Consider the following 17,397-nt stretch of genomic DNA (forward strand, 5'->3'; position numbering starts at 1 on the left):
AATCAGAGTCCCGCGGCTCGCGCGCGCGCGCGGACCAGGGCCAGGACGGTGCGGCAGGTGGGGGCCGGCAACCCGGTCAACTCCGCGAACTCCACGACCACGCCGAGCAACGCCTCGATCTCCATCGGGCGGCCACGCTCCAGATCCTGCAGCATGGACGTGCGATGCGCGCCGACCTCCGCCGCGCCCGCGATGCGCTTGTCCACATCGATCGCGAAGCGCACGCCCAGCGCCTCGCCGATGGCCTGCGCCTCCAGCATCATGTTCCGCGCCACCTCGCGCTGGCCCGGATCGCCCGTCAGCTGATCCAGCGTGTTCACCGTCAGCGCCGAGATCGGGTTGAAGGCGAGATTGCCCCAGAGCTTCACCCAGATCTCATCGCGGATCTTGGGCCGCACCGGCGCCTTGAACCCCGCCGCCACCAGCGCCTTGGCCACCGCCTCCACGCGCGGCGTGCGCTCGCCGCTCGGTTCGCCGAGCGTGAAGCGATCGCCATAGGTGTGCTCGATCACGCCAGGCTCCGGCACATCCGCCGCCGGATAGACGATGCAGCCGATGGCCCGCTCCGGCGCCAGCAAGGCCGACACCTCGCCCCCCGCATCCACGCTCTCCACGCGCCGGCCTTCGTAGGGGCCGCCGATCTTGTGGAAGTACCACCAGGGAATGCCGTTCACCGCCGAGACGATGGAGGTCTCCGGCCCCAGCAGTGGCTGCATCTGCTTGGCAGCCTCCGCCAGCGAATGGGCCTTCAGCGTGACGATCACGGCATCCTGCACGCCCGCTTCCTCGGCGGTGGCGACGCAGCGCGGATGCACGATGGTCTCCTGCCCATCGCTGATCAGCTTCAGGCCGTTCTTCTGCATCGCCGCCAGATGCGGCCCGCGCGCGATGATCGTGACCTCGGCCGACTGCGCCGCCGCCATCTTCGCCGCCATCAGCCCGCCGATGGCGCCGGCACCAAAAACGCAGATCTTCATCAGAGCGAAATCCCCAGCTTCTCGGCCAGCCCGATGCGCATCAGCTTGCCTGTCGCACCCTTCGGAATCTCCGGCAGGAAGACGACCTTCCGCGGCACCTTGAAGTCGGCCAGGTACTTCGCCGCGAAGTCACGCAGCTCGCGCTCGGAAAGCTCGGCCCCTTCGCGCAGGACGACGGCGGCACCGACTTCCTCGCCCAGCTTGCTGTGCGGGATGGCGAAGGTCAGCGCCTGCGCGACGGCGGCATGGGCCGAGAGCACGCCATCCACCTCCAGCGGGCTCACCTTTTCGCCGCCGCGGTTGATGAGTTCCTTCAGGCGGCCGGTGAGCTGGAGGTAGCCATCGACATCCAGCATCCCCTGGTCGCCCGTGCGGAACCAGCCATTCGTGAAGGCCTTGGCATTGGCTTCCGGATTCGCCTCGTAGCCGGCCGTGACATTCGGGCCGCGGATCACCACCTCGCCCACCTCGCCCTGCGGCAGGAACTCGCCTTCGTCGGACATGATGCGCACCTCGGGGCCGGCGGGCAGGCCCACGGCGCCGGGCTTGCGCTTGCCGCGCAGCGGGTTGGACGCCATCTGGTGCGCGGCTTCCGTCATGCCGTAGCTCTCGACCAGCGGGCAGCCGAAGGTCGCTTCCATCGCCTCCATCACCGGCCCGGGCAACGAGGCGGAGGAGGAGCGGATCAGCCGCAGCTTCGCGCGCTGGATGATCTCGGCATTGCGATCCGCGCGGCTCAGGATCGTCTGGTGCATCGTCGGCACCGCCGTGTACCAGGTGGGGCGTTCCTCATCGAGCAGGCGGAAGAATTTCAGCGCGTCGAAGCCGCCCGTGCAGCAGACGGCACCACCGGCCGCGACAGAGGACAGCACCGCCGCGATCAGCCCATGGATGTGGAACAGCGGCATGATGTTCAGGCAGCAATCGCCCGCCGAGAGCTCCAGCGCCGTGCCGATATGCTGCGCGGAGGCGGTGATGTTGCGCTGGCTGAGCGGCACGATCTTGGGCCGCGCCGTGGTGCCGGAGGTGTGCAGCACCAGCGCCTCGTCATCCGCCTGCGCCATGCCGGGCGTCTTTGCCGCGCCTGGCGCGCCGCCGGCAAGCGTGAAGCTGCCGGCGGCTTCTCCGGGAATTAGCTCCAGCACGGGAATGCCGAGCGCCTCGGCCGAGGCGCGCGCGGGCGTCGCATCGCCCTGCTGCACGATGATCGCCTTGGGCTTCAGGTCATCGAGGTAGAAGGTGAACTCATCGCCCTTGTAGGAGGGGTTGAGCGGCGCGGTGGAAGCGCCGGCCGCGACGCAGAGGAAGGCCGCCGCCATCTCGGGACCGTTCGGCAGCACGATGGCGACGCGGTCGCCCCGGCCGATTCCCTTCGCGTTCAGCGTGGCGACGGTGCTGGCGGCGAGCTGGCGCAGCCCCTTATGCGTCAGCGCCGGGCGGCCGGGCGCGCGGAGCGCCGGCGCCGTTGCGGCACCGCGTTGCAACAATTCACTGAGGTTGCTGATCGCACTCATGAAACGCACTTCTCCTGGAACACGGACCCGATGAACCGCGGCATCGCGCGGATGGGGAAGGCTGCCAAGCGGCTTTGCAAGCTTTTCATCGCTTCACATCCGATTGACTCCTTTACGGAACGAGAGGGGTTCCAAGCGCGTTTGTAAAGGGCATTTACAAGCCCGGTTCACGCCACAGGAGGCCGCCGTCCATGATGCTCAGTCGTCGTCAATTGCCGATGATCGGGGCCGGTCTTGCCGTCGCCGGCAGCACGCAGGCCCAGGCCCAGCGCGCCTGGGAGCCGCAGCGCCCCGTGCAGTTCATCGTCCCCGCCGGCACCGGCGGCGGCGCGGATCAGATGGCCCGGATCATCCAGGGCATCATCACCAAGCACAGCCTGATGCGTCAGCCGATGATGGTGGTGAACAAGGCGGGCGGCGCCGGTGCGGAGGGCTTCCTTGAGGCCCGCAACGCGCGCGGCAATCCGCATGTGCTGATCATCAGCCTCTCCAACCTCTTCACCACGCCGATGTCCACCGGCATCCCCTTCTCCTGGCGCGACCTGACGCCGGTGAAGATGATGGCGCTGGATGAGTTCGTGCTCTGGGTCAACGCCTCCTCGCCCTGGCAGACGCTGCCGCAATTCGTGGAGGCGGCGCGCGCCGGGCGCATTCGCATCGGCGGCACCGGTTCCAAGCAGGAAGACCAGATCATCACCGTCGCCATGCAGCGCGCCATGGGTACGGAGTTCATCTACGTCCCCTTCCGCGGCGGCGGCGAGGTGGCGACGCAGCTCGTCGGCGGCCACATCCAGGCCACGGTGAACAACCCGATCGAGGCGGTGACGCATTGGCGCGCCGGTACGCTGCGCCCGCTCTGCGTCTTCGACACGCGCCGCCTTCCGGGCGAGGGCCGCGTGACCGACACGATGGGCTGGCAGGACATCCCGACCTGCAAGGAAGCGGGCCTCGACGTCGAATACCTGATGCTGCGCGGCGTCTTCGCCGCCCCCGGCATCACCGCGCCGCAGATCGCCTTCTACACCGATCTGCTGAACCGCGTGACGCAGACGCCCGAATGGCGCGAGCTGATGGCCAACGGCGCCTTCAACACCACGACGATGACGGGCGCGCCCTTCGTCGAGTGGCTGACGCGCGAGGAGGCGCGTCACCGTTCCCTGATGCAGGAGGCCGGATTCCTGGCCGCTGGAGGCTGAACCCATGAGCGTCACCACTGGAAACGACACCCTGGTCGAAGCGGGCGCCGAGCGCGGCCCCAGCATGAAGGGGATGGAGATCGGCACCGCCGTCGTCCTGATGGCGATGGGCGGCATCGCCATCATGGACAGCCTGCGCATCGGCGCAGGCTGGGGCAGCGATGGGCCGCAGTCTGGCTATTTCCCCTTCTGGCTCGGCCTCATCCTGGTCGGCGCCAGCCTGGTGAACCTCGCCATGGCGCTGAAGCCCAATGCCAAGTCCGAGGGCGCGCTCTTCGCCACCTGGCCGCAGCTGCGCATGGTCGCCTCCGTGCTGATCCCGACCGCGATCTACGTCGCCGTGATCCCCTTCGCCGGGATCTATGTCAGCTCCGCCTTGCTGATCGCCTTCTTCATGATCCGCTTCGGTGAGTTCCGCTCCGTCGTCTCCTTCCCCTCGGGCGCGCTGGCGGCGGGTGTCGCCTTCGCGATCTTCGAGCTGTGGTTCCTCGTCGCGCTGCCCAAGGGCCCGCTCGAAACTTACCTGGGCTACTGACGTTCCCCACGAAGTTTTCGCAGCCGGAATGCCGCGTTGCGGCATGTCCGCCAGCGAAACCTTCGTGAGGGCCCCGCTGGCCTGCTTCTCCGAAACTTAACTCATCCCGATGCGGCAAAGCCGCATCGGGGCATCCCCGGGCGCGCCGTTGCGGTGGCGCTTGAGACTCCACGTGCGCGCCCGGTGGCGCTGAAGGATTGCTGCCATGGAAGAAATCGGCCTCCTGATGCAGGGCTTCTCGATCGCCCTGCAGCCGGAGAACATCATCCTCATGGTGGCGGGCATCGTGCTCGGCGTGCTCATCGGGGTGCTGCCGGGGCTGGGGGGTGCGAACGGTATCGCCATTCTGCTGCCGCTCACCTTCGCTCTGCCGCCGGTCAGCGCCATCATCCTGCTCTCCTGCATCTACTGGGGCGCGCTGTTTGGCGGCGCCATCACCTCCATCCTCTTCAACATCCCGGGCGAGCCCTGGTCTGTCGCCACCACCTTCGACGGTTATCCCATGGCGCAGCAGGGCCGCGCGGGCGAGGCGCTGGTGGCGGCCTTCACCTCGAGCTTCGTCGGCGCCTTCATCGCCGTGCTGATGATCACCTTCGTCGCACCGCTCGTCGCGCAATTCGCGCTGCAATTCGGCCCGCCCGAATTCTTCGCGGTGATGTTCCTCTCCTTCGCCTGCTTCATCGGCCTCTCCAAGGGTTCGCCCTTCAAGGCGCTGGCCGCGATGATGTTCGGCTTCCTCCTGGCCGGCGTCGGCCTGGATGGCGTGACGGGCCAGCTCCGCATGACCTTCGGCTCCATGGAGCTGATGCGCGGCATTGATTTCCTCGTCGTCGTCATCGGCCTCTTCGGCCTCTCCGAGATCTTCCAGTCCATCGAGGAAGGGCTGCGCTTCAAGGGTCAGTCTGCGAAGATCACGCTCCGCACCATGTTGAAGACCTGGGCCGAGCTGCCGCGCCATTGGTGGCTCTTCATCCGCTCCTCCGTCATCGGCTGCTGGATGGGTGTCACCCCCGCCGGTGCCACGCCCGCCAGCTTCATGAGCTATGGCGTCGCCCGCCGCATGGCGGCCGACAAGGACAGCTTCGGCAAGGGCCGCGTGGAGGGCGTGATCGCGCCCGAGACAGCGGCGCATGCGGCCGGCACCTCGGCCCTGCTGCCCATGCTCTCGCTCGGTGTCCCCGGCTCGCCCACGGCGGCGGTGCTGCTGGGCGGCCTGATCATGTGGGGGCTGCAGCCCGGGCCCATGCTCTTCGTCGAGCAGAAGGATTTCGTCTGGGGCCTGATCGCCTCGATGTATCTCGGCAATATCGTGGGCCTCATCATCGTGCTGGCCGCCGTGCCCTGGTTCGCGATGATCCTGCGCGTGCCCTTCTCGATCATCGCCGCCATCATCCTGATGGTCTGCGCCATCGGCGCCTACACCGTGAACAGCGCCGAGTTCGATGTGGTGCTGATGCTGATCTTCGGCGTCATCGGCTATGTGATGAAGAAGCTCGACTACCCGCTGGCGCCGCTCGTGCTCGCCCTCGTGCTGGGCGACCGCACGGAGGAGAGCTTCCGCCAGGCTCTGCTGATCAGCGAGGGTTCGCTCGCCGTCTTCTTCTCCAACTGGCTGGTCGGCACCATCATGGTGGCGGGTCTGACGCTGATGTTCTACCCCGCCATCAGCAAGCTGATGGGCAGCTTCCGCAGTCCGAAGCCCGCCTGATGGTGGGGTAGCCCCCCGCCCGCGCCGGTGTCAGCATTGGCGCGGGGGGAGGGGACACGCCATGAAGATCACCGGCATCGAAAGCCGCATCCAGCGCAGCAGCTTCACCTATGGCGCGGGCCGCGCGGGGGTGGGCGGCAATCTGCATCTCAAGGACATGGACACGCTGATCCTCCGCGTGGAGACGGAGGATGGCCGTGTGGGCTGGGGCGAGGGCTTCGGCTTCAACCTGGTCGAGACCACGAAGGACGCGCTGGACCGCCTGCTCGCCCCCGCCTGCCTGGGCCAGGACGCGACGGACATTGCGGGGCTGACGCGCATGCTGGCGCGGCGCTTCCACAATTTCGGGCGCAATGGGCCTGTGACCTTCGCCATCTCGGGTCTCGACATCGCGCTTTGGGACCTGGCGGCGCAGCGGGCCGGCCAGCCTTTACATGCGCTGCTGGGCAGCGCGGGACGTGCGCGCGTGCCCGCCTATGCCAGCCTGTTGCGCTATGGCGTGCCCGAGGATGTCGCCCGCAACACGGCGGCCGCGGTGGCGGAGGGCTATCGCCAGATCAAGCTGCATGAGGTGGAGCTCGCCTGCATCCGCGCGGCGCGCGACGCGGCGCCGGCCGAGATCCCGCTCATGCTCGACATCAACTGCGCCTGGACGACCGAGGCCGAGGCCATCGCCTTCTGCCAGGCCGTCCGGGGGATGAATGTGCGCTGGGTGGAGGAGCCGATCTGGCCGCCCGAGGATGCGCCCGTCATCGCCCGCGTGCGCGCCGCGGCGGGCGTGGCCATCGCGGGCGGCGAGAATGCCGGCAGCCCCACGGATTTCGCGGCTCTGTTTGCGGCTGGCGCGCTGGATGTGGCGCAGCCCAGCGTCACCAAGATCGGCGGCGTCACCGGGCTCATGGAGGTGGCGCGGCTGGCGCGGGCGGCGGGCGTGGCGCTGGTGCCGCACTCGCCCTATTTCGGCCCAGGCCTGCTGGCGACGCTGCATGTGCTGGCCGCGCAGGAGCAGGAGGCACCGATCGAGGTCTATTACGCCGACCTCGCAACGCCCCCCTATGGCCAGGCGCTGGCGGTGTGCGAGGGTTTCCTGACCGTGCCCGAAGGGCCCGGCCTCGGCCTCACGCCCGCCTTCTGATCAACCAATCGGCGGCTTGCCGAAGGCAGCGGTGTAGCGCTCCACGAAGCGCGGCTTCACCTCCGGGTTCACGATGCGCGGCGGCATTCGGCCCGCGGCCAGTTCGGAGAAGGCCAGCGCCGCGATCTTCGTGATGTTCGCCCGGCTTTCCTCGGTCACGCCCGCCGTGTGCTGGCTCGCGATCACGGCGCGGTGGTGCAGCAACGGGTGGTCGGTCGGCGGCGGCTCCACCTCCCAGACATCGAGGCCGGCACTCGCCACCTGGCCGGATTCCAGCGCCTCGAACAGCGCGGCCTCGTCATGGATGGAGCCGCGCGCGGTGGTGACGAAGATCACGCCCTTCTTCATCGCGGCATAGGCGGCGGCGTTGATCATGCCGCGCGTCTCGGGCGTCAGCGGGCAATGGATGCTGACCACGTCGGACTCGCGCAGCAGCGTCGCGAAATCCACCTTCTCGCCGCCATGGGCGGCGATGGTGGCGGCGTCCAGATAGGGATCGCAGACCAGGACGCGGTTGCCGAAGGCGGCCTTCACGATCTCGGCGACGCGCCGTCCCACATGGCCGAAGCCGACCAGGCCCACCACCTTGCCCCGCAGCTCGCGCCCTAGCAGCGTGGCGCGGTTGCGCGCCGTGCCCGCGATCATCGAGGCCTGGGCCTCCGGCATGCGCTTCAGGCAGGCCAGCATCATGCCGACGGCGTGCTCCGCGACACCTTCTGCATTGCCGCCGGCCTGGTTCACCAGCAGCACGCCCGCATCGGTGCAGGCCTCGGGGTTGCAGGGGTCGTAGCCCGCGCCGTAGCTCGCCGCCATCAGCAGGTTCGGCAGCTTGCCCAGCAGCTCGGCATGGACGTGCAGCGGCTGCGGCAGCTCATCGCGCGCCGCCATGACGTAGTAGCCATGGCAGGAGGAGAGCGCTTGGATCTGCTCGCCGGTGCTGGCCTCCAGCGGGATATGGACGATCTCCAGCGCCGGGTCCTGCGCCGCGGTCGCGAGGAAATTGGGGTGCGGCACGAAGCCGACATAGCCGATGCGGAATCTTTGCAACTTGGGTCTCCCATTTGGCCGGCAGGCTCGCGCAAGCCGCGCGGCTTGGCTAGCCTGCCCCCCATTCACAGGGAGGGAACCAGATGGGCGCCGGACCACTCGCGGGCATCCGCGTGCTCGACATGACGACCGTGCTCTTCGGCCCCTATGCCACCCAACTCCTGGCCGAGATGGGGGCCGAGGTCATCAAGCTGGAAGCGCCCGAGGGCGATGTGACGCGCCACACCGAGCCCGCGCGCAACCCCGGCATGGGCGCCATCTTCCTCACGCTCAACCGCGGCAAGCGTGGCCTCTGCCTGGACCTGAAGCAGCCCGCCGCGCGCGATGCGGCACTGGCGGTGGCCAAGACCTGCGACGTGGTGATCAGCAATGTCCGCCCGCGCGCGCTGAAGCGCCTCGGTCTCGATTCGGCCACGCTGCGCGCGGCCGATCCGCGCCTCGTCTTCTGCGCGCTGGTCGGCTTCGGGCAGGACGGGCCTTACGCGGAAAAACCCGCCTATGACGACCTGATCCAGGGCATTGGCGGCCTCGCGCATCTGGCGCTGGCGCAGGGTGCCACCGCCCCGCGCTACGCCCCCTTCGCGCTGGCCGACCGCGTGGGCGGCATGCATGCGCTCTCCGGTATCCTCGCGGCACTCCTGGAGCGCAGCCGCACCGGCCTCGGCCAGGAGGTGGAGGTGCCGATGTTCGAGGTGATGGCCAGCATGGTGCTGGGCGACCATATGGGCGGCCTCGGCTTCGAACCGCCGACCGACCAGGGCGGCTATGCCCGCCTCATCAGCCCCGACCGCAAGCCCTATGCGACGCGGGACGGCTTCATCGGCGTGATGATCTACAACCAGGCGCAATGGGAGCGCTTCTTCGCCGCCATCGGCACGCCGGAGCGGATGACGACGGACCCGCGCCTGCTGAACCACACCACCCGCCTGCGCCACATTGACGAACTCTATGCCGAACTTGCCGCCATCTTCGCCACGCGCGGCACGGCGGAGTGGCTGGCGCTGCTGGAAGCGGCCGACCTGCCCTGCGCGCCGGTGCATGACCTGCCGAGCCTGCGCGCCGATCCGCATCTCAACGCGCGCGGCTTCTTCCAGGCCGAGCAGCACCCGAGCGAGGGCGCGCTGACGCGCATGGCCGCACCCGTGCGCTTCTCCGCGCATGGCGAAATCCCGCGCCTGCCGACGCCGCGCCTCGGCGAACATGGGCGGGAGGTGCTGCGCGAGGCGGGGCTGGATGAGGCCGCCATCGCGGCGCTGGTGCAAGCGCGGGCGCTGATTCTGCCGGGGTGAGATCAGCGCGTCGGGCCGGCGCGGGAATATCCCTGCACCGGGTGGCCATCCCGGCTGTGGGGGCGGACCTGAACGGGGCCGCCGCCCATCGCGCCCAAGGGTTGCAAGGTGGGGCGGCGGTAGATCGAGGGGATGGCGTGGCCGGGATAGTCGCGCAGCTGCGGGTCTGCCTCCATGTCGGGCCAGTTGCGTGGTGGCCAGTTGCTGTCTGAACGGATGGACTCCGCCCAGCGTCGTGTACGGAGTCAGGCCGCGCCGCCCCCGACCCCGGGGCCGCGCTCATAGGCACGCTCGATCTCGAAACGAGCGGCCTTGAGCACTTCCGCGGGATTGCTCGCCCGAAGGCCGATGCGGATGCCAATCGCGTTATTGATCCGATCCATCGCACGGTCTTCTTCGTTGCGCCCTGGGCCCGGCTCACGCCCGAGAAGCGCATTGTAGCGCTCCATGAACCAACTGATCGTCTCATTGCCCTCGACGGCCGCATAGGCTGGCAGCGCGCCGACACGACGCGCCAATTCACCGGCACCGACCATGTGCCGAAATGCGTCGGCAGGTCCGGAATCGCGTCCCGGTATCCCGATGCCACCGTTGCGGCACGGGCGAAATCGTAGACCTCACGGATCAACTGCTCAGCATTCGCTCGTCCTGCCGTGGATGACATGACGCAAGTCTCCTTGTTCGTTGTGGAGGGGGACTGGAAACGGGGAGCAGGAGTTGCCTGATGCTCAATCCCATTCGGAATCGCTGGCGAGTCGGCAAGCGGAGAGGGTCAGCACGCGGCCATCAAGCCGGACGTCCAGATCGCAGACATGGTCCAGGAATGGCGTGATCATTCGCTCCGCCTCGAAGGTATCGCCGGCCTCAAGACGAAGTCGGAGGGCCATGACCATGAAGGTCTGGCCGCGGTAGCTGAAGCGCAACGTTTTGTTCCGCCCGAGCCTGGCCTTCAGTGCTTCTGGCGAGAACTCCTCGCCGTTGAGCGTGATCGCGATAACCCGAGCTCCTTGCAGTTCGAGGGCATCAAGCCGGAGCCGAAACTCCGCATCTTGCCCGCTCCATCGCGTCGGCGGGCGGAGCGCTTCGCGAAGGCCGAGCAGCCCCGCGCAGAGCAGACCAGCAACGAGGAGCAGACGAGAGGCCGACGCGGGACCAAACGACGCATGTCTCCCTGGATGAGTGGAACACAAGAAGAACATATATGCCATGTCAAGGAAAAGTCGCTCTCGCGCAGAATCCTGCCGCGTGCGCGATGATCCGCCCCTCAAGGATTTCTTGCTCCCGCCACGCGGCTTACCCAGGATGTGAGACTGCCCACCGGAGCCCGCCGCATGACGATACTTCCCCGCCGCAGCCTGCTCGCCGCCCCCATGGCTCTCGCCGCCCCTTCCATGGTCGCGGCCCAGGGTGCCCGCACGCTACGCTTCGTGCCGCAATCCGATGTGACGGTGCTGGATCCGCTCTGGTCCACCGCCTTCGTCAGCCGCAACCACGCCTACCTGGTCTACGACACGCTCTACGGCACCGACGCCAATTTCGCGCCCCAGCCGCAGATGGCCGAGGGCCATGTCGTCGAGGATGACGGCCGCACCTGGACCATCACGCTGCGCCCCGGCCTGCGCTTCCATGATGGCGAGCCGGGGCGCGCGGCGGATGCGGTGGCGAGCCTGCGCCGCTGGGGCGCGCGCGACGCCTTCGGCCAGGCGCTCTTCGCCGCGACGGACGAACTCACCGCCCTCGATGACCGCCGCCTGCGCTTCCGCCTGAAGAAGCCCTTTCCTCTATTGCCCGCGGCGCTCGGCAAAACGACGGTCACCGTCCCCTTCATCATGCCCGAGCGCCTGGCCCGCACAGATCCCGGCACGCAGGTGAGCGAGATCGTAGGCTCGGGCCCCTATCGCTTCGTCCCCGGCGAACGCGTGGCCGGCGCGCGCACCGTCTATGCGCGCTTCGAGAACTATGTGCCCCGCGAGGGCGCGCCGAGCTTCACCGCCGGCGGCAAGGTGCCGAACTTGGATCGCGTCGAATGGGTGGTGATGCCAGATGCAGCGACGGCTTCCGCCGCGCTCCAGGCGGGCGAGGTGGATTGGTGGGAACAGGCGGTGACGGACCTGCTGCCCACGCTGCGCCGCAATCGCAACATCGAGATCTCCACGCTCGAAACCTCGGGCTGGGTGGGCTTCCTGCGCTTCAACCATCTGCAGCCGCCCTTCAACAATCCGGCCATCCGCCGCGCCATCCTGGGCGCCATCAACCAGCCGGACTTCATGCAGGCCATCGTCGGCAACAACCCCGATCTCTGGCGCGGCAATGTCGGCGTCTTCACGCCGGGCACGCCGCTGGCCAATGACGAGGCGATGGCGGCACTCACCTCGCCGCGCGATCTCGACCGCGTGCGGCGCGAATTGACGGCGGCGGGCTATAGCGGGCAGCGCATGGTGCTGATCGTGCCCACGGACTTACCCTTCCTAAGAGCAATGTCCGAGGTGGGTGGCGACCTGTTCCGCCGCATCGGCATCAACCTCGACTACCAGGCGCTGGACTGGGGCACGGTGCTCTCCCGCCGCACCTCGCGCGAGCCGGTGGAGCGCGGCGGCTGGTCCGCCTTCTTCACCTTCGGTGGCGGGCAGGATTTCGCCTCGCCGGCCGGGCATCTGGGCCTGCGCGGCAATGGCACGAATGGCTGGATCGGCTGGCCCGACAGCCCGGAGCTGGAGAACCTCCGCAACGCCTGGTTCGACGCGCCCGACCTCGCGGCGCAGCAGGCCATCGCGCGGCGCATCCAGGCGCAGGCCATGCAGGATGTGCCGATGATCCCGCTCGGCCAGTATTTCCTGGCCACCGCGCATCGCCGCAACGTCTCGGGGATCGTGCAGGGCGCGCCGTTGTTCTGGAATGTCCGGAAGAGCTGAGCTGTGAGGACGCTTCACCGCTTCGATGCATGCACCGAGGCGGATCCTGCTCAGATCAGCGGCGCCACGACACGCCGCGCACCGAGCATGCCGATCGCGGCCTCCACGCCATAGGCGGAGCGCAGCGTCTCGGGCGTGATGAGCGCGTCGGGCGCGGCCGGCCCCTGCGCGCCGCCCGCGCTCACCAGCATCACCGCATCGGCCAGCAGCAGGGCGTGGTCGGGCTGGTGCGTCGTCATCAGCACGGCGAGGCCGTCGCGTTGCGCGAGCGCGCGCACCTCGCGCAGGACCAGCGCCTGGTTGCCGAAGTCGAGGCTCGCGGTGGGCTCGTCCAGGATGATCGCGGAGCCGCCCTGGGCCAGCGCACGGGCGATCAGCACCAGTTGCCGCTCGCCGCCGGAGAGCTCCGTCACCGGGCGATCGGCCAGATGCGCGATGGAAAGGCGATCGAGCGCCGCCTCGGCCGCCGCATGGTCGGCCGCACCCGGCGCGGCAAACAGGCCGAGCCGCGCCGCCCGGCCCATCGCCACCACCGCGCGTGCCGAATAGGCGAAGCCGCCCTGCGCCGCCTGAGGCACATAGGCGAGGCGCTGCGCAACCTCGCGCCGCGAGAGCTTCGCCAGCGGCCGCCCCTCCAGCGTCACATCGCCGGCCAGCGCCGGCAGCAGGCCCAGCAGCGTGCGCAGCAGCGTCGTCTTGCCGCCGCCATTGGGGCCGAGGAGGCAGAGCACCTGGCCCGCGCGCAGCGTCAGGTTCAGCCCGGCAAGCACCGATCTGCGGCCATGGCCCACGGCAAGGGCGCGCGCCTCAAGCATGCCGCCCCCGCGCCAGCAGCCAGAGAAACAGCGGCGTGCCGAGCAGCGCCGTCAGCACGCCCAGCGGCAGTTCGGTGCGGCCCAGATTGCGCGCGGCCGTGTCCACCGCCAGCAGGAAGGCCGCCCCCAGCAGCATGGAGAGCGGGATGAGCCGCCTGAGATCCGGCCCTCCCAGCATCCGCGCCATATGGGGCACGACGAGGCCGATCCAGCCCACCGCGCCGGCCAGCGCGGTGACGGCGGCGGTGGCCAGCGTCGCCCCCGCCACGGCCGCGCCCCGCAACAGCGTGGTGTTGGCGCCGAGCGCCCGGGCCTCGTCCTCGCCCAGCGTCAGCAGGTTCAGCCGCCAGCGGAGGAGCACGAGCACCGCGAGGCCGAGGGCGGCCGGGATCGCCGCCGCCAGCACGTCGCCGCGCGTCACCGCGTTCAGCGAGCCGAGCAGCCAGAAGGTGATGGCGGGCAACTGGTTATAGGGGTCGGCCAGGATCTTCAGCAGGCTGATGGCGGCCCCCATCAGGGCGCCCAGCGCGATGCCGGCGAGAATCAGCAACAGCGTCGGATCGCCTCGCCCACGCACCAGGGCGGCGAGGCCGGCCACCCCCGCCACCGCGGCCACGCCGCCCGCGAAGGCCAGGCCCTGGATCGCCGCCACCGGCAACCCGAGGAAGATGCCCAGCACCGCCCCCAGCGAGGCGCCGGCCGAGACGCCCAGCAGGTCGGGCGAGGCCAGCGGGTTGCGGAACATCCCCTGGAAGGCGGCACCCGCTCCGGCCAGCGCCGCGCCGACGAGGATGGCGGCTGCCACGCGCGGCGCGCGGATGTTCCAGAAGACGATGGCCGCCGGCCCCTCCTCCCGCCCCAGCAGGATGTCCAGCAATTGGCCGGGCGGGATCGGGAAGCGCCCGAAGGCCAGCGCCAGCAGCACGGCGCCGGCCAGCGCGGCCAGCGCCAGGCCCCAGGCAAACGCGCCGTGCATCAGCCCGGCAGGGCCGGCCGCAGCAGCGCCGCGATCTGCGAGGGCTCGGGCCGGCGATGGTAGAAGAGCGTGTGGAACTCCGCGACGCGCTCGGCCAGCGTTTCCGTCGGTGCCAAGCCGAAGAGCACCGGCATCCAGATCAGCCCCAGCAGCCGGTTCACAGCGGGCGGGAAGTCCACCCAGCCGAAGGGCAGGCCGGGCGCCAGCACCAGCCTGTTCGCCCGCACCGCCGGCAGCGCGCGCCAGAGCGGGTCCTGCCGCGCATGGGCCGGAAAATCGGGATGGATGGCGATGATACAGTCGGGGTTCCAGGCCAGCACCTGCTCCAGGCTGATCTGCGTCAGCCCGCCCGGCCCCAGCGCGCGGCCCGCCACGTTCAGCGCGCCGGCGAATTCGATGATCTCGGTGTTGATGGAACCCGCAAGGCCCGTCTCCAGCCCGCGCGGCCCTCGCACATAGAGCACGCGCGGCCGCCCGCGCTGGCCGAGGCGCGCGGCATGCGCCTCCGCCTCGGTCAGGATGCGCTGGGCCGCCTCGGCGCGCAGATCGGCGTCCTTGCGGCGGCCCAGAATGTCGCCCAGTTGGCGATAGGTTTCGGGAATGCGCGCCAGCGCGCCGTCCAGCAGCAGCGTCGGGATGCCGGTCTGCTCCTGCACGCGGTTCGCGAGGCTGACGAAGCTCGGCCCCACGCTGCCATAGTCGAGCACGAGGTCGGGGCGATGGCGCAGCACGGCCTCGATATTGGCGGTGTTGTCGCGGCCAGTGAGGCGCCCGGTCTCAGGCAGGGCGGCCGCTGCCTCGGTGAGGAAGCTCGCTTCCAGCCGGCTTGGCGGGCGGGCGGGCCAGCCGGCGAGCAGCTCGGGCGCCAGCGTGTAGAGCAGGATGGCGGCAGGCGGGCCGGCGGCCAGGACACGGCTCACCTTCTCCGGCAACCGCGCCGCGCGCCCCACCGAATCCCTGACATCCCGTGCCAAAGCGGGCGAAGCGAGGGGTGTCGCGAGCAGCGCGCGGCGGAACATCATCTTTCCTTGGGCAGGCCCGGCGCGTCGAAGCCGTGCCGGTCAAGGATCATCTGGCCCTGGGGCGAGAGAATGAACAGGGCCAGCCGCGCCGCCTCCGCGCGGGGCTCCAGCAGCAGCATGCCGTAATCGGCGAAGACGGCGAGCGCCTCGGGCACCTCGACACGCTGCAGCCGTGGATCGGCCCGCAGCGCCAGCACCGCATTCGTGCAATAGGTGAGGAAGAGGTCGGCGGCCCCGCGCTCGAACTGCCAGGCGTAGAGGTCACGCCCCGCCGGTGGGCGGGCGGAGTCAGGGCCACCGGTCAGCGTCAGCGCCTTGGCTTCCAGGGCCGCGCGCGCGCCGGGCCGCACCGCCTCGGCCCGGGCGAAGAGGGCGAAGGCGTAGTCGCCCGCCGGGTCGGCGCGCGGCGTGGAGGTGCCCAGGCGGATCGCCGGATCAAGCATGCGGGCCAGCAGCGTCTGTGGCGTCACCTCCAGCTCCGGCCGTGCCAGGGCGCAGAGCCGGTTGCGGGCGAAGAGCACCACCGGCATGCGCCGCGTCTCGGCCAGCGCCTGGGGATGCGCCATGTTCGCGCTGGCGAAGAGGTCGAAGCCCTCGCCGCTCGCGATGCGTTGCCGCAGCAGGCCGGAGGGCGCGTAGGTCTCCGTCACCGGCACGCCGCCCGGGCTGGCGGCGAAGGCGGTGGCGACCTCGGAGAGCGCCGCCCGCAGGCTGCCGGCCGCGGCGAGGCGCAGCGGCTCGGCCTGGACGGGGGCGGCCATCAGCAAAGCGGCGAGGACCAGGCGCTTCACGAGGTGGGCTCGGGCTGCGCGGCGTTCGGGAAGAAGAGCTGCTCGCCACTGATCTTGTAGCCGGCGATCGCGGCCTGGCCGGCGGGCGAGACGATCCAATCCACGAAGGCCTGGCCGTCCGCCGCCTTCACATGGGGGTGGCGCGCCGGGTTCACCAGCATCACGCCGTACTGGTTGAACAGGCGCGGGTCGCCCTCGGTCAGCACGCGCAGATCCTGCCGGTTGCGGAAGGAGAGCCAGGTGCCGCGGTCCGCCAGGATATAGGCGTTCTGTGCGGCCGCCGTGTTCAGCGCCGGGCCCATGCCCTGGCCCACGGCGCGATACCAGCTGCCGGACGGCTCCACGCCCGCCTGCTGCCAGAGGCGCAGCTCCGCCGCATGGGTGCCGCTGCGGTCTCCGCGGCTGACGAAGGGCGCGCGCGCCTCGGCGATGCGGCGCAGGGCGGCCACCGCATCGCGCGAGCCGGCGATGCGCGCGGGGTCGCTGGCCGGGCCGATGATGACGAAATCGTTGAACATCACGTGCTGGCGGCGCGTGGCGAAGCCCTCGGCCACGAAGCGCTCCTCCGCCGCGCGGTCATGCACGAACACCACATCCGCGTCGCCGCGCCGGCCCACATCCAGCGCCTGGCCGGTGCCCAGCGCCACGACGCGCGCGGTGATGCCGGTCTGCTCGCGGAAGAGCGGCAGGATATGGCCGAAGAGGCCCGATTGCTCGGTGCTGGTGGTGCTGCTGATGGTGATCAGGCGCTCCTGCGCCACGGCGGGGGTGGCGAGCAGCAGGAGGGCAAGAAGGGTTCGGCGCATCATTCCAGGATGTCTCCGCGCAGGAAGGCCCGGGCCTCCGCGCTCTGGGGTTGCGAAAAGAAGGTCTCGGCGGGCGCCTGCTCGACCAGGCGGCCGCGATGCAGCAGCAGGATCTCGCCGGCCAGGCGGCGGGCCTGATGCAGGTCATGCGTCGTCATCACGACCTTCACGCCGCGCGCGGCGGCGCGGGCGAGGATCCCTTCCACCGCGCGCGTGGCGGCGGGGTCCAGGCTCGCGGTCGGTTCGTCGAGGAAGAGGATGTCGGGCTCCAGCGCCAGCGCGCGGGCCAGCGCCACGCGCTGCTGCTCGCCGCCCGAGAGCAGGCGGGCGGGGCGATGGGCCAAGTGCGGCAGGCCCACCTCCTCAAGTGCCACGGGGATGCGGCGAGCGTCGTCGATGCCGGCGAGCGACAGCGCGTGCGCGATGTTCTGCGCCACGCTGCGGCGGAGCAGCACGGGCTTCTGGAAGAGCATGGCCTGGCGGCCGATGCCCTTGCTCACCACCATGCCCGCGCTGGGTGGCAGCAGCCTGTGCAGCAGGCGCAGCAGCGTGGACTTGCCCGCGCCATTTGGGCCGATCAGGAGGCTGGGCGCGCCCGGTCCGATGGTGAAGTCGAGGTCCTCCAGCAGGGGCAGGCCGCCCACGCTATAGCCGAGCCCTTCGGCGCGCAGCAC

Annotated in this window: 18 protein-coding genes; 6 read left to right on the plus strand and 12 right to left on the minus strand. The window is 69.9% G+C overall.

The genetic code is table 11. From position 1 onward, the window contains the following. Positions 1-2: 2 nt before the first annotated feature. Together ACQ860_RS17835 and ACQ860_RS17840 are read right to left on the minus strand one after the other, a co-directional pair. Positions 3-977, minus strand: a complete 975-nt coding sequence (locus tag ACQ860_RS17835) for a 2-dehydropantoate 2-reductase (RefSeq protein WP_431304679.1) — start codon at positions 975-977, stop codon at positions 3-5. Continuing rightward, on the minus strand, positions 977-2,491 hold the full coding sequence (locus ACQ860_RS17840; RefSeq protein ID WP_431304680.1) for an acyl--CoA ligase: 1,515 nt from the start codon (positions 2,489-2,491) through the stop codon (positions 977-979). The genes ACQ860_RS17835 and ACQ860_RS17840 overlap by 1 nt, the downstream gene beginning before the upstream one ends. 191 nt (positions 2,492-2,682) lie before the next feature. Here ACQ860_RS17840 and ACQ860_RS17845 point away from each other — a divergent pair, with 191 nt between their 5' ends. From ACQ860_RS17845 to ACQ860_RS17860, 4 genes are all read left to right on the plus strand, one after another. Continuing rightward, positions 2,683-3,687: a Bug family tripartite tricarboxylate transporter substrate binding protein gene (locus ACQ860_RS17845; protein WP_431304681.1), complete on the plus strand. Its 1,005-nt coding sequence runs from the start codon at positions 2,683-2,685 to the stop codon at positions 3,685-3,687. Between the two features lie 4 nt (positions 3,688-3,691). Beyond that, positions 3,692-4,222 (plus strand): tripartite tricarboxylate transporter TctB family protein, encoded by a 531-nt coding sequence (locus ACQ860_RS17850; protein ID WP_431304682.1) that lies wholly within the window; start codon positions 3,692-3,694, stop codon positions 4,220-4,222. Between the two features lie 205 nt (positions 4,223-4,427). After that, positions 4,428-5,930, plus strand: coding sequence for a tripartite tricarboxylate transporter permease (locus ACQ860_RS17855; protein WP_431304683.1), 1,503 nt, complete (start codon positions 4,428-4,430; stop codon positions 5,928-5,930). 61 nt (positions 5,931-5,991) lie between these two features. Then, positions 5,992-7,065 carry a mandelate racemase/muconate lactonizing enzyme family protein gene (locus ACQ860_RS17860; protein WP_431304684.1) on the plus strand — a complete coding sequence of 358 codons (1,074 nt, stop codon included), beginning with the start codon at positions 5,992-5,994 and terminating at the stop codon, positions 7,063-7,065. Here the strand turns inward: ACQ860_RS17860 and ACQ860_RS17865 are convergent, their stop codons facing one another. Next, positions 7,066-8,112, minus strand: coding sequence for an NAD(P)-dependent oxidoreductase (locus ACQ860_RS17865; protein ID WP_431304685.1), 1,047 nt, complete (start codon positions 8,110-8,112; stop codon positions 7,066-7,068). An 83-nt stretch (positions 8,113-8,195) separates the two neighbouring features. On the opposite strand from ACQ860_RS17865, the gene ACQ860_RS17870 reads away from it, so the two are divergent. Then, positions 8,196-9,401, plus strand: coding sequence for a CaiB/BaiF CoA transferase family protein (locus tag ACQ860_RS17870; protein WP_431304686.1), 1,206 nt, complete (start codon positions 8,196-8,198; stop codon positions 9,399-9,401). A gap of 2 nt (positions 9,402-9,403) precedes the next feature. Here ACQ860_RS17870 and ACQ860_RS17875 read toward each other — a convergent pair whose 3' ends face one another. The 3 genes from ACQ860_RS17875 to ACQ860_RS17885 all read right to left on the minus strand — a co-directional run bounded on the left by ACQ860_RS17875 (position 9,404) and on the right by ACQ860_RS17885 (position 10,609). Further along, positions 9,404-9,577: a hypothetical protein gene (locus tag ACQ860_RS17875; RefSeq protein WP_431304687.1), complete on the minus strand. Its 174-nt coding sequence runs from the start codon at positions 9,575-9,577 to the stop codon at positions 9,404-9,406. 69 nt (positions 9,578-9,646) lie between these two features. Continuing rightward, entirely contained in the window at positions 9,647-9,937 is a 291-nt protein-coding gene (locus tag ACQ860_RS17880) for a hypothetical protein (RefSeq protein ID WP_431304688.1), read from the minus strand. 192 nt (positions 9,938-10,129) lie between these two features. Continuing rightward, entirely contained in the window at positions 10,130-10,609 is a 480-nt protein-coding gene (locus ACQ860_RS17885) for a hypothetical protein (RefSeq protein WP_431304689.1), read from the minus strand. 123 nt (positions 10,610-10,732) lie between these two features. Between ACQ860_RS17885 and ACQ860_RS17890 the strand changes: the two genes are divergently transcribed. Beyond that, on the plus strand, positions 10,733-12,313 hold the full coding sequence (locus ACQ860_RS17890) for an ABC transporter substrate-binding protein (RefSeq protein WP_431304690.1): 1,581 nt from the start codon (positions 10,733-10,735) through the stop codon (positions 12,311-12,313). 50 nt (positions 12,314-12,363) lie between these two features. Here the strand turns inward: ACQ860_RS17890 and ACQ860_RS17895 are convergent, their stop codons facing one another. From ACQ860_RS17895 to ACQ860_RS17920, 6 genes are read right to left on the minus strand one after another with little or no spacing between them, the layout of a single operon-like run. Next, a complete protein-coding gene (locus ACQ860_RS17895; RefSeq protein WP_431304691.1) occupies positions 12,364-13,128 on the minus strand; it encodes an ABC transporter ATP-binding protein in 765 nt (254 codons plus the stop codon). Next, positions 13,121-14,104: a FecCD family ABC transporter permease gene (locus ACQ860_RS17900; protein WP_431304692.1), complete on the minus strand. Its 984-nt coding sequence runs from the start codon at positions 14,102-14,104 to the stop codon at positions 13,121-13,123. Before ACQ860_RS17900 ends, ACQ860_RS17895 begins: the two co-directional genes overlap by 8 nt. Continuing rightward, positions 14,104-15,126: an ABC transporter substrate-binding protein gene (locus tag ACQ860_RS17905; protein ID WP_431304693.1), complete on the minus strand. Its 1,023-nt coding sequence runs from the start codon at positions 15,124-15,126 to the stop codon at positions 14,104-14,106. Before ACQ860_RS17905 ends, ACQ860_RS17900 begins: the two co-directional genes overlap by 1 nt. Then, a complete protein-coding gene (locus ACQ860_RS17910) occupies positions 15,123-15,917 on the minus strand; it encodes a molybdate ABC transporter substrate-binding protein (RefSeq protein ID WP_431304694.1) in 795 nt (264 codons plus the stop codon). Before ACQ860_RS17910 ends, ACQ860_RS17905 begins: the two co-directional genes overlap by 4 nt. Beyond that, positions 15,914-16,723, minus strand: coding sequence for a substrate-binding domain-containing protein (locus ACQ860_RS17915; RefSeq protein ID WP_431304695.1), 810 nt, complete (start codon positions 16,721-16,723; stop codon positions 15,914-15,916). The genes ACQ860_RS17910 and ACQ860_RS17915 overlap by 4 nt, the downstream gene beginning before the upstream one ends. Beyond that, positions 16,723-17,397 carry an ATP-binding cassette domain-containing protein gene (locus ACQ860_RS17920; protein WP_431304696.1) on the minus strand — a complete coding sequence of 225 codons (675 nt, stop codon included), beginning with the start codon at positions 17,395-17,397 and terminating at the stop codon, positions 16,723-16,725. Before ACQ860_RS17920 ends, ACQ860_RS17915 begins: the two co-directional genes overlap by 1 nt.

Source organism: Sediminicoccus sp. BL-A-41-H5, assembly GCF_050632405.1.
Lineage (GTDB): Bacteria > Pseudomonadota > Alphaproteobacteria > Acetobacterales > Acetobacteraceae > Roseococcus.

What these genes read in the sequence shown, in the direction of transcription:
- ACQ860_RS17860 (WP_431304684.1), top strand. Translation starts at nt 5,992, where the DNA reads ATGAAGATCACCGGCATCGAAAGCCGCATCCAGCGCAGCAGCTTCACC.
- ACQ860_RS17895 (WP_431304691.1), bottom strand. Translation starts at nt 13,128, where the DNA reads ATGCTTGAGGCGCGCGCCCTTGCCGTGGGCCATGGCCGCAGATCGGTG.
- ACQ860_RS17835 (WP_431304679.1), bottom strand. Translation starts at nt 977, where the DNA reads ATGAAGATCTGCGTTTTTGGTGCCGGCGCCATCGGCGGGCTGATGGCG.
- ACQ860_RS17915 (WP_431304695.1), bottom strand. Translation starts at nt 16,723, where the DNA reads ATGCGCCGAACCCTTCTTGCCCTCCTGCTGCTCGCCACCCCCGCCGTG.
- ACQ860_RS17845 (WP_431304681.1), top strand. Translation starts at nt 2,683, where the DNA reads ATGATGCTCAGTCGTCGTCAATTGCCGATGATCGGGGCCGGTCTTGCC.
- ACQ860_RS17840 (WP_431304680.1), bottom strand. Translation starts at nt 2,491, where the DNA reads ATGAGTGCGATCAGCAACCTCAGTGAATTGTTGCAACGCGGTGCCGCA.
- ACQ860_RS17880 (WP_431304688.1), bottom strand. Translation starts at nt 9,937, where the DNA reads ATGGTCGGTGCCGGTGAATTGGCGCGTCGTGTCGGCGCGCTGCCAGCC.
- ACQ860_RS17890 (WP_431304690.1), top strand. Translation starts at nt 10,733, where the DNA reads ATGACGATACTTCCCCGCCGCAGCCTGCTCGCCGCCCCCATGGCTCTC.
- ACQ860_RS17870 (WP_431304686.1), top strand. Translation starts at nt 8,196, where the DNA reads ATGGGCGCCGGACCACTCGCGGGCATCCGCGTGCTCGACATGACGACC.
- ACQ860_RS17885 (WP_431304689.1), bottom strand. Translation starts at nt 10,609, where the DNA reads ATGGCATATATGTTCTTCTTGTGTTCCACTCATCCAGGGAGACATGCG.
- ACQ860_RS17875 (WP_431304687.1), bottom strand. Translation starts at nt 9,577, where the DNA reads ATGGAGGCAGACCCGCAGCTGCGCGACTATCCCGGCCACGCCATCCCC.
- ACQ860_RS17905 (WP_431304693.1), bottom strand. Translation starts at nt 15,126, where the DNA reads ATGATGTTCCGCCGCGCGCTGCTCGCGACACCCCTCGCTTCGCCCGCT.
- ACQ860_RS17855 (WP_431304683.1), top strand. Translation starts at nt 4,428, where the DNA reads ATGGAAGAAATCGGCCTCCTGATGCAGGGCTTCTCGATCGCCCTGCAG.
- ACQ860_RS17900 (WP_431304692.1), bottom strand. Translation starts at nt 14,104, where the DNA reads ATGCACGGCGCGTTTGCCTGGGGCCTGGCGCTGGCCGCGCTGGCCGGC.
- ACQ860_RS17850 (WP_431304682.1), top strand. Translation starts at nt 3,692, where the DNA reads ATGAGCGTCACCACTGGAAACGACACCCTGGTCGAAGCGGGCGCCGAG.